The 16,519-nt window shown below is 73.3% G+C and carries 15 protein-coding genes and 1 pseudogene; 11 read left to right on the forward strand and 5 right to left on the reverse strand.

Going from position 1 to position 16,519, the window contains the following annotated elements:
* The first annotated feature begins 71 nt into the window (after nucleotides 1-71).
* From ACQBJO_RS11470 to ACQBJO_RS11480, 3 genes and pseudogenes are all read left to right on the forward strand, one after another.
* Nucleotides 72-1,457, forward strand: a pseudogene (locus ACQBJO_RS11470) (nicotinate phosphoribosyltransferase).
* A gap of 101 nt (nucleotides 1,458-1,558) precedes the next feature.
* Nucleotides 1,559-2,914 (forward strand): MFS transporter, encoded by a 1,356-nt coding sequence (locus ACQBJO_RS11475; protein WP_255183932.1) that lies wholly within the window; start codon nucleotides 1,559-1,561, stop codon nucleotides 2,912-2,914.
* Entirely contained in the window at nucleotides 2,914-5,052 is a 2,139-nt protein-coding gene (locus ACQBJO_RS11480) for a molybdopterin oxidoreductase family protein (protein WP_421007399.1), read from the forward strand. Before ACQBJO_RS11475 ends, ACQBJO_RS11480 begins: the two co-directional genes overlap by 1 nt.
* Before the next feature lie 118 nt (nucleotides 5,053-5,170).
* Here the strand turns inward: ACQBJO_RS11480 and ACQBJO_RS11485 are convergent, their stop codons facing one another.
* Entirely contained in the window at nucleotides 5,171-5,443 is a 273-nt protein-coding gene (locus ACQBJO_RS11485; RefSeq protein WP_430407187.1) for a hypothetical protein, read from the reverse strand.
* Between ACQBJO_RS11485 and ACQBJO_RS11490 the strand changes: the two genes are divergently transcribed.
* The 5 genes from ACQBJO_RS11490 to ACQBJO_RS11510 are packed head-to-tail and all read left to right on the forward strand — an operon-like array spanning nucleotide 5,357 to nucleotide 11,130.
* On the forward strand, nucleotides 5,357-6,589 hold the full coding sequence (locus ACQBJO_RS11490) for an FAD-dependent oxidoreductase (protein ID WP_430407180.1): 1,233 nt from the start codon (nucleotides 5,357-5,359) through the stop codon (nucleotides 6,587-6,589). The two genes, ACQBJO_RS11485 and ACQBJO_RS11490, sit on opposite strands and share 87 nt — an antisense overlap.
* 10 nt (nucleotides 6,590-6,599) lie before the next feature.
* Nucleotides 6,600-9,191 (forward strand): nitrite reductase large subunit NirB, encoded by a 2,592-nt coding sequence (gene nirB, locus ACQBJO_RS11495; RefSeq protein WP_255183934.1) that lies wholly within the window; start codon nucleotides 6,600-6,602, stop codon nucleotides 9,189-9,191.
* Nucleotides 9,188-9,580, forward strand: coding sequence for a nitrite reductase small subunit NirD (gene nirD / locus ACQBJO_RS11500; RefSeq protein WP_007928184.1), 393 nt, complete (start codon nucleotides 9,188-9,190; stop codon nucleotides 9,578-9,580). The genes nirB and nirD overlap by 4 nt, the downstream gene beginning before the upstream one ends.
* A complete protein-coding gene (locus ACQBJO_RS11505) occupies nucleotides 9,577-10,686 on the forward strand; it encodes a uroporphyrinogen-III synthase (protein WP_421007401.1) in 1,110 nt (369 codons plus the stop codon). Before nirD ends, ACQBJO_RS11505 begins: the two co-directional genes overlap by 4 nt.
* Before the next feature lie 45 nt (nucleotides 10,687-10,731).
* Entirely contained in the window at nucleotides 10,732-11,130 is a 399-nt protein-coding gene (locus tag ACQBJO_RS11510) for a VOC family protein (RefSeq protein ID WP_421007402.1), read from the forward strand.
* Here ACQBJO_RS11510 and ACQBJO_RS11515 read toward each other — a convergent pair whose 3' ends face one another.
* Nucleotides 11,131-11,715, reverse strand: a complete 585-nt coding sequence (locus tag ACQBJO_RS11515) for a nitroreductase family protein (protein ID WP_421007403.1) — start codon at nucleotides 11,713-11,715, stop codon at nucleotides 11,131-11,133.
* Between the two features lie 73 nt (nucleotides 11,716-11,788).
* Here ACQBJO_RS11515 and ACQBJO_RS11520 point away from each other — a divergent pair, with 73 nt between their 5' ends.
* The 3 genes from ACQBJO_RS11520 to ACQBJO_RS11530 are packed head-to-tail and all read left to right on the forward strand — an operon-like array spanning nucleotide 11,789 to nucleotide 14,351.
* Nucleotides 11,789-12,883: a serine hydrolase domain-containing protein gene (locus ACQBJO_RS11520; RefSeq protein WP_421007404.1), complete on the forward strand. Its 1,095-nt coding sequence runs from the start codon at nucleotides 11,789-11,791 to the stop codon at nucleotides 12,881-12,883.
* Between the two features lie 23 nt (nucleotides 12,884-12,906).
* Nucleotides 12,907-13,509, forward strand: coding sequence for an isochorismatase family protein (locus ACQBJO_RS11525; protein ID WP_421007631.1), 603 nt, complete (start codon nucleotides 12,907-12,909; stop codon nucleotides 13,507-13,509).
* Complete coding sequence (locus ACQBJO_RS11530) at nucleotides 13,506-14,351, forward strand: uroporphyrinogen-III synthase (RefSeq protein WP_421007405.1); 846 nt, start codon at nucleotides 13,506-13,508, stop codon at nucleotides 14,349-14,351. The genes ACQBJO_RS11525 and ACQBJO_RS11530 overlap by 4 nt, the downstream gene beginning before the upstream one ends.
* On the opposite strand, the gene ACQBJO_RS11535 is transcribed toward ACQBJO_RS11530, so the two are convergent.
* From ACQBJO_RS11535 to ACQBJO_RS11545, 3 genes are read right to left on the reverse strand one after another with little or no spacing between them, the layout of a single operon-like run.
* Entirely contained in the window at nucleotides 14,339-15,247 is a 909-nt protein-coding gene (locus ACQBJO_RS11535; protein WP_421007406.1) for an RDD family protein, read from the reverse strand. The genes ACQBJO_RS11530 and ACQBJO_RS11535 overlap by 13 nt on opposite strands.
* 4 nt (nucleotides 15,248-15,251) lie before the next feature.
* Nucleotides 15,252-15,770 carry a DedA family protein gene (locus ACQBJO_RS11540; RefSeq protein ID WP_421007407.1) on the reverse strand — a complete coding sequence of 173 codons (519 nt, stop codon included), beginning with the start codon at nucleotides 15,768-15,770 and terminating at the stop codon, nucleotides 15,252-15,254.
* Nucleotides 15,767-16,444 (reverse strand): heme oxygenase (biliverdin-producing), encoded by a 678-nt coding sequence (locus ACQBJO_RS11545; RefSeq protein WP_421007408.1) that lies wholly within the window; start codon nucleotides 16,442-16,444, stop codon nucleotides 15,767-15,769. The genes ACQBJO_RS11540 and ACQBJO_RS11545 overlap by 4 nt, the downstream gene beginning before the upstream one ends.
* Nucleotides 16,445-16,519 lie beyond the last annotated feature (75 nt).

The raw sequence follows: 16,519 nt of genomic DNA on the forward strand, positions 1-16,519 counted from the left end.
TCCACCCTAGAGTGGCCGGCGTGACGATCCGACCCAGCACCGCCCTGCTCACCGATCACTACGAGCTGACGATGCTCCAGGCCGCCCTGCGCAGCGGGGCCGCGTCACGGCGCTGCGTCTTCGAGACCTTCGCCCGGCGGCTGCCGAGCGGGCGTCGCTACGGGGTCCTCGCCGGCACGGGTCGCGTGCTCGACGCCATCGAGGACTTCCGCTTCGGGCCGGAGGAGCTGCGGGACCTGCGCGAGCGCCAGGTCGTCGACGAGGACACCCTCGGCTTCCTCGCCGACTACCGCTTCGACGGCGACGTCTGGGGCTATGCGGAGGGCGAGACCTACTTCCCCTACTCCCCCGTGCTCGTCGTCGAGTCCGACTTCGCCCACGGCGTGATCCTCGAGACGGTGATCCTGTCGATCCTCAACCACGACTCCGCCGTGGCCTCGGCCGCGTCGCGGATGACCGGTGCCGCCGGGTCGCGGCCGGTCATCGAGATGGGCAGCCGCCGCACGCACGACGAGGCGGCGGTCGCGGCGGCGCGCGCGGCCTACATCGCCGGATTTTCCTCCACCTCCAACCTCGAGGCAGGGCGGCGGCACGGCGTGCCCACGGGTGGCACCGCGGCGCACGCCTTCACCCTGCTGCACGAGAGCGAGCGGGAGGCCTTCGAGGCGCAGGTGGCGTCGCTGGGTGCCGGCACCACCCTGCTCGTGGACACCTACGACGTGACCGAAGGGGTGAGGACGGCCGTCGAGGTCGCCGGCACCTCCCTCGGCGGCGTGCGTCTCGACTCGGGTGACCTCGTGGTCCAGGCGAGCGAGGTCCGTGAGCAGCTCGACGCGCTGGGCGCGACCGAGACCAAGATCGTCGTCACCTCCGACCTCGACGAGTACGCCATCGCGGCGCTGGCGGCCGCCCCCGTCGACACCTATGGCGTCGGCACGCGTGGTCAACGGGTCGGGCCACCCGACGGCGTCGATGTCTACAAGCTCGTCGCCCGCGAGGACGACAGGTACGCCATCGCGGCGCTGGCGGCCGCCCCCGTCGACACCTATGGCGTCGGCACGCGCGTGGTCACCGGGTCGGGCCACCCGACGGCGTCGATGGTCTACAAGCTCGTCGCCCGCGAGGACGACGAAGGGCGGATGATCGGCGTCGCCAAGAAGAGCAAGGACAAGCAGTCGGTCGGTGGGCGCAAGTACGCGCTGCGTCGGCGCAACCCGCTCGGCGTCGTCGAGGCCGAGGTCCTCGGCATCGGCGAGCAGCCGGTCGGTGACGCCGACGACCGCGACCTGCTCGTGCGGCTCGTCAAGGGCGGCGAGGTCGTCGGGCGCGAGCACGCGAGCCTCGAGGGCGCGCGTGCCCGGCACGAGGCATCCGTGGCCGAGCTGCCGCGCTCGGCGCACCAGCTGAGCCAGGGTCAGCCCGCGGTGGAGACGGTCTTCCTCACCGACACCCCCTAGGACGTCCCTCACAGCACCCCGCCCCCGGATGTGCGGGCAGGGTAACGCGGGCTTTACGTCCGCAGACCGGGCGCGAAACACGGCCTTGCGAGCCTCCCGGCATGACCACGACGCTGCCCACGAGCACCGCTGACGCCACCGCCCCCGCCGGTCCGATTCGTCGGGCCGGACGGTGGATCGACCAATGGGACCCGGAGGACCGGGGCTTCTGGGAGGGCGGCGCACGTGCAGTCGCCCACCGCAACCTGCGCTGGTCGGTGCTCGCCGAGTTCCTCGGCTTCTGCGTGTGGGCACTGTGGAGCGTCGTCGTCCCGCAGCTGAACGGCGTCGGCTTCGCGCTCACCCTGGACCAGCAGTTCTGGCTCATCGCGGTGCCGAGCCTGATCGGCGCCTTCCTGCGCGTCCCCTACACCTTCATGGTCCCGCTCGTCGGCGGGCGCAACTGGACGATCATCTCGGCGCTGCTGCTCCTGCTGCCCACTCTCTCCCTCGCCTGGGTCGTGGGCCGGCCGGAGACCCCCTTCGCGCTGCTCCTCGGCATCGCCGCACTCGCCGGCTTCGGCGGAGGCAACTTCGCGTCGTCGATGACCAACATCTCCTTCTTCTTCCCCGAGGCGGAGAAGGGGAAGGCGCTGGGGCTCAACGCAGCCGGCGGCAACCTCGGCACCGGCATCGTGCAGCTCGTCGTCCCCGCCGTCATCGCGATCGGCGCCGGGATCCACCTCGAGCGGGCCGGCCTGCTCTTCGTGCCGCTCGTGCTGCTCGCCGCGCTCGGCGCCTGGCGCGGCATGGACAACCTCAGCACCGCGCGGTCCGACCACCGCAGCTGGGCGAAGGCCGCGACCCACCCCCACACGTGGATCATCTCCTTCCTCTACATCGGCACCTTCGGCTCCTTCATCGGCTACTCGGCCGCCTTCCCGACGCTGCTCACGAGCCAGTTCCCCGAGGTGACGACGTCGATCGCCTTCGTCGGCGCGGTCCTCGGTGCCGCGAGCCGGCCGCTCGGCGGGACCATCGCCGACCGACTCGGCGGCGCACGGGTGACCATCGCGGCCTTCGTCGTCATGGGGCTCGCCGCGGGGCTGGCGATCCTCGCCCTCTCCGCGCACTCCTTCGTCCTCTTCCTCCTCGCCTTCCTCGTGCTCTTCACCGGGGCCGGCATCGGCAACGGCGCGACCTATCGGATGATCCCGGCCGTCTTCCGGGCCGGGGTGCGCGACGGCGAGGAGCTCGCCATCGCGCGCCGCAGCGCCGCCGGCTGCATCGGGATCGCCGGTGCGGTCGGTGCCGTCGGCGGCTTCCTCGTACCGCGTGGCTTCGCGATGTCGACGACGGGCTTCGGCTCGCTCGTGCCGGCGATCGGGGTCTTCATCGCGGCCTACGTCCTCATGGCGACGCTCACGTGGGCGGTCTACGTCCGCCGCGGCGCGCGCCTGGCCGACGAGGGCATCTGATGGTCGACAGCCACTGCCCCTACTGCGCGCTGCAGTGCGCGATGAGTCTGGAGCCAGAGGGTGAGCGGGTCGAGGTCACGGCCCGCGACTTCCCGACCAACCGGGGCGGCATGTGCCGCAAGGGGTGGACGTCGGCCGAGGTGCTCCGCGCCCCCGACCGGCTCACCACTCCCCTGGTCCGCGGCTCCGACGGCGAGCTGCACCCGGTCGGCTGGGACGAGGTGCTCGACCTCCTCGCCGGCCGGCTCCGTGAGATCGCGGCCGAGCACGGACCCGACGCGGTGGCCGTCTTCGGAGGTGGCGGGCTGACGAACGAGAAGGCCTACCAGCTCGGCAAGTTCGCCCGGATCGCCCTGCGCACCAAGCACATCGACTACAACGGCCGCTTCTGCATGGCATCGGCGGCGGCTGCCGCCAACCGGTCGCTCGGCATGGACCGGGGCATGCCCTTCCCCATCACCGACCTGGACACCTCCGGCGCGATCCTGCTCCTCGGCAGCAACGTCGCCGAGACGATGCCTCCCTTCGTCGGGCACCTCGCGGGAGCCCGCGCCGCCGGTGGGCTCGTCGTCGTCGACCCGCGCCGGTCGGCCACGGCCGACCTCACCGACGACGGGCAGGGCGTCCACCTGCAGCCCGTCCCCGGGACCGACCTCGTCGTGCTCCAGGCGCTGCTGCACGTCGTCCTCGCCGAGTCGCTCGCCGACGAGACCTACCTCGCCGAGCGGACGAGCGGGCTCGACGACGTCGCCCGCTCGGTCGCCTCGTGGTGGCCTGAGCGGGCCGAGCAGGTCTGCGGGGTCCCGGCCGACGACCTGCGGGCCACCGCCCGGCTGCTCGCGGCCGCCAGCCCCTCCCGGGGCGGCGCGGGCGCGCACGTCCTCACCGGGCGCGGTGTCGAGCAGTCCAGCCAGGGCACCGCGACGGTCACCGCCGCGATCAACCTCGCCCTCGCGCTCGGCCTCGTCGGACGCGAAGGGAGCGGCTACGGCGCCCTCACGGGTCAGGGCAACGGCCAGGGTGGGCGCGAGCACGGGCAGAAGGCGGACCAGCTGCCCGGCTACCGGATGATCGCCGACTCGGCCGCCCGCGAGCACGTCGCCGCGGTCTGGGGCGTCGACGCCGACGACCTGCCCGGCCCCGGCCTGCCGGCCGTCGAGCTGCTGCGCTCCCTCGGCACCCCCGGCGGACCCCGAGCACTCCTCGTCCACGGGGCCAACCCCGTCGTGAGCGCGCCCCGGGCGGACGCGGTCGCTGAGCGACTGCGCGCCCTCGACCTGCTCGTCGTCTGCGACGTCGTCCCCTCCGAGACCGTCGCCCTCGCCGACGTCGTCCTGCCCGTCACGCAGTGGGCCGAGGAGGAGGGCACGATGACCAACCTGGAGGGCCGGATCATTCGGCGCCGCAAGGCGATCGACCCGCCCGAGGGAGTCGTCTCGGAGCTGTGGGTGTGGTCGCAGCTCGCCGCTCGCCTCGATGCCCCGGGCACGTGGTCGACGGTCCCGTCGGAGGTCTTCGACGAGCTGGCCAGGGCGAGCGCCGGCGGCCGCGCCGACTACTCCGGGCTCAGCCACGCCCGCCTCGACCGCGAGAGCGACCTGCACTGGCCCTGCCCCGCCAGCGGCGAAGGGGAGGCACCTCACCCGGGCACCCCGCGCGCCTTCCTCGACGACTTCCCCACGCCCGACGGCCGTGCCCGGCTCGTGCCCGTCGACCACGTCGGCCCGGCCGAGGACCTGCGGCGCGACGCCCCGCTCTTCCTCATCACCGGGCGCGTCCTCGAGCACTACCAGTCGGGGGCACAGACCCGCCGGGTGGCAGCGCTCCTCGCGGCGCAACCGACCCCCTTCGTCGAGGTGCATCCACTCCTCGCCCACCGCCTGGGCATCGAGGAGGGCGACCAGCTCGACCTGCGCACCGCGCGGGCCACGGTCAGCGCGCCCGCGCGGATCACCGACCGGGTCCGGCCGGACACGGTCTTCATGCCCTTCCACTTCGCCGGTGCCGGGAGCGTCAACCGGGCGACCAACGACGCGGTCGACCCGATCTCGTCGATGCCGGAGTTTAAGGTGTGCGCCGTCGACGTCGCCGCCAGCACGGCCGATCACGTCCCCGAGCCGCTGGAGGTCAGCGCATGAGCCACATCGTCGTCATCGGCTACGGGATGGTCGGGTCCCGATTCGTCGAGGACCTCACGGCCGCCGACCACGCCGGCGAACACCTCGTCACGGTGCTCGGCGACGAGGCCTGCGAGCCCTACAACCGGGTGCTGCTCAGCGACGTCGTCGCGGGCACGCGCGGGCTCTCGGCGATCGCCCTCCCCGCGCCCGACCACCCGCGCGTCACGGTGCAGCGCGGCGTCGCGGTGCGGGCGATCGACCGTGGGCGCCGCGACGTCGTCCTCGCGACGACGACACGCGCGTCCCCTACGACGAGCTCGTCATCGCCACGGGTGCGGCCGCCCGGGTCCCGACGATCCCGGGTCTCGGTGACGATCCAGCCGGCGGTGACCTGCCGAGCGGCGTCCACGTGCTGCGCTCCATCGACGACGCCCGCGAGATCATCGCGGCGACGCTCAACGCCCGACGCGCCATCGTCCTCGGGGGCGGCGTGCTCGGTCTCGAGGCCGCGAGCGGGCTCGCCCGACGCGACCTCGCCGTCACCGTCGTCCACCCCTCCCCCGCCCTCATGGAGCGTCAGCTCGACGAGGCCGCCAGCCGCGTCGTCGAGTCGACGCTGCGCCGCACCGGTGTCGACCAGCGCGTCGGCGTCGGGGCGCAGGAGGTCGTCATCGAGGAGGGCCGGCTGCGACGGGTACACCTGACGAACGGCGAGGTGCTCGCCGCCGACCTGCTCGTGCTGTCGACCGGCACCGTGCCCAGCACCCAGCTGGCCGAGGCGGCCGGGATCGACGTCGACCGCGGCATCCTCGTCGACGCCGACCTGACGACGAGCGACCCGCACGTGCACGCCATCGGTGACTGCGCCCAACCTCCCGGCGGCGCCACCGGCCTCGTCGCCCAGGGGTGGGAGCAGGCCCGTCGTCTCGCCGACCTGCTCACCGGTCGCGACCCCGAGACCGTGACCACCGGCGTCGGCGACGTCGTCAAGCCCAAGACCCACGGTGTCGACATCGTGACGATGGGCGTGTGCGGCAGCGGCCGGGTCGAGGACCCCGGCCTGCGCGTCCTGCAGCTCAGCGACCCCTCGGCCGGCCGGCACCTCGAGATCGTCGTGCGCGACGGCCTGCTCGTGGGCGCCACGACCGTCGGCGCGGGTCGCGTCGGCACCGACCTGATCACGACCTACACCCGCCGCACTCCCCTGCCCGCGGACCCGGCGCACCTGCTGCTGCCGGCCATCGCGCCGGCCGCCACGACGACGCGACGGGACTCCCCTTCGCTCATCCCGGACCGGGCGACGATCTGCCGCTGCAACGGCGTGACGAAGGGGGACATCCGCGCCGAGTTCGCCTCTGGCGCAACGACGGTGGAGCAGATCGCCGCGAGCACCAGGGCGACGACCGGCTGCGGCGGGTGCACCGACGCGGTGTGCGGGATCCTCGACTGGCTCGGCGCCGACGGGGCCCACTCACAGCCCGCGACCTCGCCCGGTGAGGACGGGTTCACACCGGGGAAACACGACCAAGACCGAGCCGAAACGAGGGCTTCCTAAGTTGAGCGCCATGCCAGAGACCACGACCTCCACCACTGAGCCGCAGCAGCTCGTCGTCGTCGGCGGCGGCATGGTCGCCCGCCGGCTCGTCGACGCGCTGCGCGCCCGGGACGACGCCGGGCGCTGGGCCGTCACGCTGCTGTGCGAGGAGCCGCGCGCGCCCTACGACCGCGTCGCCCTCACCTCCTACTTCACCGGGCGTCACCCCGAGGACCTCGCCCTCGGCGGGCAGGAGCTGTGGGACGACCCGCTCGTCACGCTGCGCCGAGGTGTACGGGCCGAGAGCATCGACCGCGACGCCAGGACGGTGACGACGAGCAGCGGCCAGGTCCTGCCCTACGACTCGCTCGTCCTCGCGACCGGCTCCTACGCCGCCGTGCCGCCCGTGCCCGGCAAGGACCTGCGCGGGGCCTTCGTCTACCGCACGATCGACGACGTCGCCGACCTGCGGGAGTTCGTCGAGACCCGCCGGGAGGAGCTCGACCGGCCGGTCCGCGGCGCGGTCGTCGGCGGCGGCCTACTCGGCCTCGAGGCGGCCGGCGCCCTGCGAGCCCTCGAGGTCGAGACGACGGTCGTCGAGTTCGCGCCGCGACTCATGCCGCTGCAGGTGGACGAGGGTGGCGGCGAGGGGCTCAAGCGGCTCATCGAGGGGCTCGGGGTCTCGGTGCGCACCTCGACCGCGACGTCGAAGATCGTCGGCGAGCGGGGCGCCGTCTCCCGGATGAAGTTCAGCGAGGGCCCCGCGCTCGACGTGGACGTCGTCGTCTTCGCCGTGGGTGTCCGCCCGCGTGACGAGCTCGCCCGCGAGGCCGGCCTCGAGATCGGCGAGCGCGGGGGCGTCGTCGTCGACGACGCCTGTGCCACAGCCGATCCCGCGATCCACGCGATCGGCGAGGTCGCCTGCATCGGCGGTCGCTGCCTCGGCCTGGTCGCCCCCGGGTACACGATGGCCGAGATCGTCGCCGACCGGCTGCTCGGCGGCGCCGGGACCTTCCCCGGCGCCGACCTGTCGACCAAGCTCAAGCTCCTGGGCGTCGACGTCGCGAGCTTCGGCGATGCCTTCGCGCAGGAGCCCGGCTCGCTCGAGGTCGTCATCTCCGACCCGGTCGCGGGGGTCTACAAGAAGCTCGTCATGAGCGACGACGCCCGCACCCTGCGCGGCGGCATCCTCGTCGGCGACGCCAGTGCCTACTCCTCCCTTCGCCCGATGGTCGGCCGTGAGCTCGGCGGCGACCCCGCGGCCTACCTCCTGCCCGAGGGGGCCGCCGCGGCACCCGCCGGGGACCTGCCGGACGAGGCCGCGGTCTGCTCCTGCAACAACGTCACCGCAGGTGAGATCCGCTGTGCCGTCGGCGAAGGTGGCTGCACCGACCTCGCGGGGGTCAAGGCGTGCACCCTCGCGGGCACGAGCTGCGGCTCCTGCCTGCCGCTGGTCAAGAAGCTCGTGACGAGCGAGCTCGCCGCCGCCGGCGTCGAGGTGAGCAGTGCGCTGTGCGAGCACTTCGAGCAGTCGCGTGCCCAGCTCTTCGACATCGTCCGGGTCCAGGGGTTGCGGACCTTCAGCGAGATCATCGAGCGCCACGGGACCGGCCGCGGCTGCGACATCTGCAAGCCGGTCATCGGCTCGATCCTCGCCTCGCTCGGCACCGGGCACATCCTCGACGGCGAGCAGGCGACCCTCCAGGACACCAACGACCACGTCATGGCCAACCTGCAGAAGGACGGCTCCTACTCGGTCGTCCCGCGCATCCCGGGCGGCGAGGTGACGCCCGAGGGGCTCATCGCCATCGGCGAGGTGGCCCGGGAGTTCGGCCTCTACACCAAGATCACCGGCGGCCAGCGGATCGACCTCTTCGGTGCCCGGATGGACCAGCTGCCCGGCATCTGGCGGCGGCTGGTCGACGCCGGCTTCGAGTCGGGTCACGCCTACGGCAAGTCGCTGCGTACGGTGAAGTCCTGCGTCGGCTCGACGTGGTGCCGCTTCGGCGTGCAGGACTCCGTCGGCCTCGCGATCGACCTCGAGCTGCGCTACCGCGGGCTCCGCTCGCCGCACAAGATCAAGCTCGGCGTCTCCGGGTGCGCCCGTGAGTGCGCCGAGGCCCGCGGCAAGGACGTCGGCATCATCGCCACCGACAAGGGGTGGAACCTCTACGTCGGCGGCAACGGCGGATTCACCCCCAAGCACGCCCGCCTGCTCGCCGAGGACCTCGACACCGAGACGCTCGTGCGCACCATCGACCGCTTCCTCATGTACTACGTGCGCACGGCTGACCGGCTGCAGCGCACCGCCCCCTGGGTCGAGGAGCACGAAGGGGGTCTGGACGCGATCCGTGCCGTCGTCATGGACGACAGCCTCGGCATCGCCGACGACCTCGACGCCGCGATGGCCGCGCACGTCGGCAACTACCGCGACGAGTGGGCGGCCACGCTCGCCGACCCCGACAAGCTGGCCCGCTTCGCGTCCTTCGTCAATGCCCCGGACGCGGTCGACGACTCGCTCGCCTACGTCGGCGAGCGCGGCCAGGCCCGTCCCGCCACCCCGGAGGAGCGCACCTCCGGGTCCGTCCTCATCGCCGGCACGACTCTGGAGGTCCGCTCATGACCGCTGCTCCCCCACAGGCCCGCGTGCGCCTGTGCGCCCTCACCGACCTCGTTCCCGAGCGCGGCGCGGTCGCCCTCGTCGATGGTGTGCAGGTCGCGCTGGTCCGCACGCATGACGACGAGGTCCACGGCATCGCCAACCGCGACCCCTACAGCGGCGCGCACGTCATCGCCCGCGGCCTCGTCGGCACGCGTGGTGGGGTCCCGACCGTCATCTCGCCGATGTACAAGCAGGTGTGGGACCTGCGCACCGGCACCTGCCTCGACGGGGCCGGCAGCGAGCCGGTCGACCTGCGCACCTGGCCCGTGACGGTCGTCGACGGCGAGGTCTGGGTCGAGCCGTTCGGCGACGAGGTGACGGGACCTCCCTTCGACCGCAGCGTCACGTGAGCCTGCCGCAGCTGCTCGCCGGGTGCGTCGTCCTCGTCACCGGGGACCGACGCGCCGGCGACCTGCGCGCCGCCCTCGAGCGGCGCGGTGCCCGGGTGCTGCACACGCCGACGCTGACGATCGTGCCCCACACCGCGGACGCGGAGCTCGTGGAGCGGACGCGGAGCCTCCTCGCCGCACCGCCCGACGTCGTCGTGGTGACGACGGCGATCGGGTTCCGCGGGTGGGTGGAGGCGGCCGACGCCGCAGGTCTCGGAGAGGAGCTGCACGAGGTCCTGGACCGGACCCGGATCGTCGCCCGCGGCCCCAAGGCGCGCGGCGCGATCCAGGCGGCCGGGCACGACGCGGACTGGGTCGCCGAGTCGGAGACCTCCGCTGAGATCCGTGACTTCCTGATCACCGAGGGCGTTGCGGGACAACGCATCGCGATCCAGCACCATGGCGCAGGGTGCGACGAGCTCGACGTCGATCTGGCGACCGCCGGTGCCACGGTGACTTCTCTCGTGGTCTACCGCTGGGGGCCACCACCGGATGCCGACGCGGTGACCTGCGGCGTCGAGCAGGCGGCCGTGGGTGACATCGACGTCGTCGTCTTCACCTCCGCGCCGGCTGCGGCGGCCTGGCTCGACACGGCTCGGGACGCCGGCGTCCTGCCGTCGATCGTCGGCCGGGTCCGCACCGGCCGTCTCGTCGTCGCGGCCGTCGGGCCGGTCACCGCGCGCCCGCTGGAGCACGTCGGCATCAGCCCGCTGCTCCCGGAGCGGGCCCGGCTGGGGTCGCTCGTGCGAGCCGTGGTCGGCCACTACGAAGCGGTGATGGCCACCGCCGTCGAGACCGTCGCCGGACCGCTGCAGCTGCGCAGCACCGCCGCGCTCCTCGGCGACCGGGTGCTCGCCGTCTCCCCGAGCGGCCTGTCCGTGCTCCATCTGCTCATCGACGCGAAGGGAGATGTCGTCACCCGTGCCGAGGTCCTCGAGGTGCTGCCGGGCGACTCCGCGAGCGGTCACGCCGTCGAGGTGGCCGTCGGACGGCTGCGTGAGGCGATCGGGGACCGACGGGTCGTCGAGACGGTCGTCAAGCGGGGCTACCGGCTCGCGACGGCCTGACGCAATCCGCTTGCGGCTCCGCTGACCTGCCGGGAGGGTGAGCGGATGACCTCCCGCATCTCGCACACCACCCTCGACTGCCGCGACGCCTACGCCCTCAGCGAGTGGTGGAAGGGCGTCATCGGCTACACCGACGTGCCGGGCGATCCCAACCTCCCCGGGCACGAGGAGTGCATGCTCGTCGACCCGGTCACGGGGCACCGGGTGCTCTTCATCGAGGTCCCCGATCCCACGCCGGGCAAGACCAAGATGCACTACGACCTGCGGCCGACCGACCTGACGCAGGCCGAGGAGGTCGAGCGCCTGCTCGCCCACGGCGCGAGCCTCCACGACGACCTGCGGGGGAAGTACGGGCCCGGCACCGGGTGGGTGACCCTCGCCGACCCGGAGGGCAACCTGTTTTGCGTGCTGAGGTCCGACGGTGAGCTGGCCGCCCGGGACTGATCAGGCCCCGTCGCCGGCGTCGAGCCAGACGATCTCCTCGAGAGCGAGCCGCTCCCGACTGGTCCCGGGTGACGGGATCTCGCCCGGGCGATGATCGGCCACGCCGAAGGCCGTCATCGAGACGACCTCGAGGTGCGGCGGGACGGCAAGCTCCGCCGCCACCCCCTCGCGGTCGAAGGCCCGGAACTGGTGGCTGTCCAGCCCGATGGTCAGCGCCTGGACGCACATGTGCGCCACCGCCTGACCGAGGTCATAGGTCGCGAACTCCGAGTACTCCCAGCCCGGCGCGTCCTCGATGCCCACCACGGCGAGGTTGACCACGATCGCCGACGCGGCGGGCGCCCACGCCCCTGAGCTACGGGCCAGGTGGCGCACGATGCGCTCGTGCACGTCGTCCCCCCGCACCCCCACGACGAAGCGCCACGGCTGCGAGTTGCCCGCGGAGGGCGCCCGCCGAGCGGCCTCGAGCATCGTCTCGACGTGTGCTCGCTCGACCACGGCGTCCTCCCGGAAGCGCACCGGGCTGAAGCGGTGGGCCAGCGTCGGGTGCAGCTCGGGGAGGTCGGGGATCGTGCACGAGGTCATGGCTCCAGTGTGCTGCCGAAGGGGGGGCACTCCCCCTTCGCCGCGCCCGGCAGATCCGTGCCACGGTGGGGCGATGAACGCACTCGAGGACCTCACCCGCACCCTCAACCGGCTGCAGGGTGCCGGCGAGCTCGCGGGCTGGGCGGTCGGCGTGGCGGATGCCGACGGAGCCCGCCTGCGCGTGGGTGGGGCCCGCTCCCCCGGCGGAGCACCGATGACGCGGGACACCCAGGTCGCCCTCAGCTCGTGCACCAAGCCCATCGGTGGCGTCCTCGCACTGCGCCTGGTCGAGCTCGGCGTCCTCACCCTCGACGACCCCGTGGCGGCGTGGCTGCCCGAGCTGGCCGACCCGAGGGTGCTCGTCGACCCCGCTGCCGATCTGTCCGCCACCGTCCCCGCCGAGCGACCGATCACGCTGCGGCACCTGCTGACGATGACCCCGGGCTTCGGCTGGGTGAGCGAGCCCGGCCCCCTCGCCGATGCCCTCGCCCGTGAGCAGGTCGCCCCCGGCCCCTGGTGCCCGCCCATGTCACCCGACGACTTCGTGCGGCGACTCGGCAGCCTGCCGCTGGCCGACCAGCCGGGCACGGCCTGGCGCTACCACACGGGAAGCGACGTCCTCGGGGTCCTGCTCGCCCGGGCCACCGGGTCGAGCGTCCCCGAGCTGCTCGCCGAGCACGTGCTGCGGCCGCTCGGGATGACGGGCACGGGCTACACCGCCGACCCCGGCCGTCTCGCGCCACCGCTGGCTCCCGAGGAGGGAGGGATCAAGCCCGTCGAGCTCCCGGCGGGCACCTACGTCGAGCCACCTGCCTGTGCCTCGCTCTCCACCGGACTCGTCTCGACCGTGCCCGACCAGCTGGCCTTCCTGCGCTCCCTCGTGGGCGGGCCCAGCGTCCTGTCGCCGGAGTCCCTCGCGGCCCTGCGCACCGGGTCCCTCACCGACGAGCAGCGGCGCACCGCAGCGGGGTTCATCGAGCCCGACAGCGACTGGGGCCTCGCCGTCGAGGTGCGCTCCACGGGCGTCATCGGCTGGGCCGGCGGGCTCGGCACCATCGGTTACGCCGATCCGGCGACGGGCCGGGCGGCCTTCCTCGCCACGGCGGTCACGGTCGAGTCCCCCGCGACGATCACGGCCTTCGACGGCTTCTGGAGCCTCTTCGGCTGAGCGGCATGGCATCCTTCACAGGCATGGGCCGCGCACTCGTCCTCGTCGACATCCAGAACGACTTCTGCGAAGGGGGCTCCCTCGCCGTGACGGGTGGAGCCGCAGTCGCCGCACGGGCGGCTGAGCGCGTGCTCGACGACTGGCAGGGCCACGACCTCGGGCACCGCGACTACGCGGCCGTGGTCGCCACGGCCGACTGGCACCACGACCCCGGCGAGCACTGGGCCACCGACGGCGAGCCCGACTACGCGACGACCTGGCCGGTCCACTGCGCTGCCGACACCCCGGGCGCCGACTTCCACCCCGCGCTCGAGCCCGCGCTGGCCCACGTCGACGAGGTCTTCCGCAAGGGGATGACGGACGCGGCCTACAGCGGCTTCGAGGGCATCAGCGCCGGCGACGGTCGCACCGGCCTGAGCGCGTGGCTGCGCCACCACGGCATCACCGACCTCGACGTGGCCGGCATCGCGACCGACCACTGCGTGCGGGCCACGGTCCTGGACGCGCTGCGCGAGGGATTCGCCGTGCGGCTGCTCACCGACGCCATCGCCGGCGTCGCCCCCGAGACGACCCGGGCGGCCCTCGCCGAGATGGCGGCCGCCGGGGCCACGACGGACGGCTCGTGAGCGGCCTCCCCCCGGTCATGGCCGGGCGCACCGTCCTGATCACCGCCGACCGCCGCAGCGACGACCTCGCCGATGCCTTCGCCCGGCGGGGCGCAACGATCCACCACGCACCCGCGATGACGATCGTCCACCACAGCGACGACGAGCAGCTCGTCGACGACACCCGCGCCCTGGTCGCCGACCCGCCCGACACCCTCGTCATCACGACGGGTGCGGGTCTGCGTGGCTGGATGGAGGCCGCCGAGGTCGCCGGGCTCGACGAGGACCTGCGCCGGGCCCTGGCCGATGCCTACGTCGTCGCGCGCGGGCCGAAGGCCAAGGGCGCGCTCATCTCCCGCGGTCTGCGCGCCGACTGGGTCGCCGAGTCCGAGACGGCCGCCGAGATCATCGAGCACCTGCTCGAGCGGGGCGTCGCCGGCACGACCGTGGCGGTCCAGCACCACGGCAGCGGCTCCGACGGCATCGACGACGCCCTGGCACAGGCCGGGGCCAAGGTCGCTCCCTTCGTCGTCTACCGCTGGGGTCCCGCGCCGAACCCCGCGGCGGTGACGGCCTCGACCCGGGACGCGGCGGACGGCCGGGTCGACGTCGTGGTCTTCACCTCGGCACCGGCCGTCGCCTCGTGGTGGGCCGCCGCCGAGGAGGCCGGGGTCGCCGACGAGATCGTGCGCCGCACCCGCGAGGAGGATCTGCTCGTCGCGGCCGTCGGTCCGGTCACCGCCGCGCCGCTACGAGCGAAGGGGGTCGAGCCGCTCGTCCCCGAGCGCAGCCGCATGGGCGCGCTGATCCGCGCGGTCCTGCTGCACTACGGCGACGGCGCCGACGCCGCTCAGCGCGGCTGACGCCCCCGCACGACCTGGGTGCCGGCGATCTTGTCGTGCAGCGCCTGCCGACGCGGGTCCCGCAGCGGCCACAGCAGGTCGGCGAGCGTGACGAAGAAGACGAGATAGCTCAGCAGGGGCACCATCGACAGCAGTCCCACGCCCAGGGGCAGCAGCATCCGCATGAAGGCCGTGCCCACCGCGAGGCGCCCGGGCTGGTCGACGCGGCGCACCGACAGCCCGAGCATCATCTTGCCGGGCGTCGCGTTGCGCGCCCTGAGGAAGCCGACGTGGTAGACGCACTGGACCAGGAGCGACAGTCCGGTTGCGATGAAGAAGTAGGTCCAGTCGAACATCGCGGTGAGCTCACCGGGGGTCAGGCCCTCGATGGCGCCCTGGTCGCCGCGCAAGGCGGCGTCGTAGACGAAGTTCCAGTAGTCCGCCAGCCACAGCCACCAGGCCCAGCCGGCGACGAGCAGGTTGAGCACCGCGACGATCAGGCCGTCGACGATGTAGGCGCCGACTCGCGGACCATAGCTCGCCAGCGGCTGCCCGTCGGCCGTCGTCGGCTCGGGCTGGGCGTAGCCGTGGGCAGCGGGCGGGTGGCCACCGTGGCCCGGCCACTGGTGCTGCCCCTGCCGCTGGCCGTGACCCTGCCACTGACCGTGGGTCTCGGTCGGGGTGGGCCGGCCGAAGACGTCGGTCCCGGGTCGAGGCTGCCCGGCCGCCGGGCCGCCCGATGCGCCGGCGTACGGTCCTCCGGCCGGGTCACCACCGGTCGTGGGCTCCGCCGGGGGCCGCGGCTGCCGGGTCTGCTTGGGCTCGGTCCGGTCGCTCCAGATGATGCCGTCGAAGTACCTCAGCCGGGAGTCGTCGTCGGGGTCGTCGTACCAGCCGGCGCGCTCGGGGGTGCTCATGCCCTCACGATCTCATGGCGCTCGACTCGTCCCGCAGCACGCCCGAGTCGGCGGTGTGGGACGAGTCGACGCGATGGCGTCGGCTGCGGGCCCAGACGATCGCGACCACCGCGAGGACGACCGCGACGGCGGCGAGCGTGGCGCCGACCGGCGAGCGGGCCGCAGCCGCGAGCCATGCCCGCGCCGCAGCCAGGCCGATGGTCGCGTAGATCGTCGCCCAGACGATCGACCCGAGGGTCACTGCGGGCAGGTAGCGGCGCAGGGGCATGCGCGTGAAGCCCGCGGTCGCGTTGACCGCGGTCTGGATGCCGACCGTGAAGAAGCACAGGACGACGGCAATCGGGCCCCAGCGGTTGACGAGCTCGCGGGCCTTCCGCCATGCGGGAGCGGCCTCGCGCTCGGCCCCACTCCAGCGGCGGCCACCGGCGGCGGCACCACGTCCGAGCCAGTAGGTGGCATTGGCCCGCAGCATGACGATGACGAAGAGCCCGCCGAAGGTGGGCAGGAACTGAGACCAGGTCACGTGGGGGCACCGGCGGCAGCATGCTCCGGGGCACGCGCCGCACCCAGGTCCGCGAAGACCCGCCGGTTGAGCTCGAAGCTGTCGACCGCCGCGTCGAGGATGCGCCGGCGGGTCGGCTCGTCGACCTCGAGGGAGTCGAGGGCGGCCCGATAGGCGTCCTTGTAGGGCTTGGGCTTGGGGACTTGCTCGAAGTGGTAGAAGTTCAGCCCCTCGGGCGCTATGCCGTAGTGGCGCTGGACCATCCGCGCGATGATCTGCCCGCCCGAGAGGTCACCGAGGTAGCGCACGTAGTGGTGGGCGAGCATCGCCTCCGGGGTGTGCCCCTCACGCAGCCCGGTCGCGTAGTCCGCCGCCGCCGGCACGACGTGGATCTCCCCCGTCGCCAGCCGCGCCTCGAAGCCGTCTCCGGCGAAAAAGCGCATGTCCTGCTCGAGGGAGGGCACGCGGTCGGGGCGGTGGTCCATGACCGGCGACAGCAGGGGGTGGTCGGCGTACTCCGACCAGAGCACCTCCTCCAGCGCGCGGTAGATGACCAGCTGCTGCGCCACCAGGGCGACGAAGGCCGGGCGACAGGCGAGTCCGCCCATGAGCTGCTCGACGAAGGCCGACCCCTCGGCGTCCTCGTGGGCCGACGCGGTCTCGGTCCGCAGGGCCGTCGACAAGGGCTGGTCCATGAGGTCTCCCGGGTGAGGTGAGGGTTACCTCATCATATCCGCGCGGTCTCGGCGACAACAGTGCGGGAGCGGGGG

This window comes from Janibacter zhangyanbonis (assembly GCF_050507325.1).
GTDB lineage: Bacteria > Actinomycetota > Actinomycetes > Actinomycetales > Dermatophilaceae > Janibacter.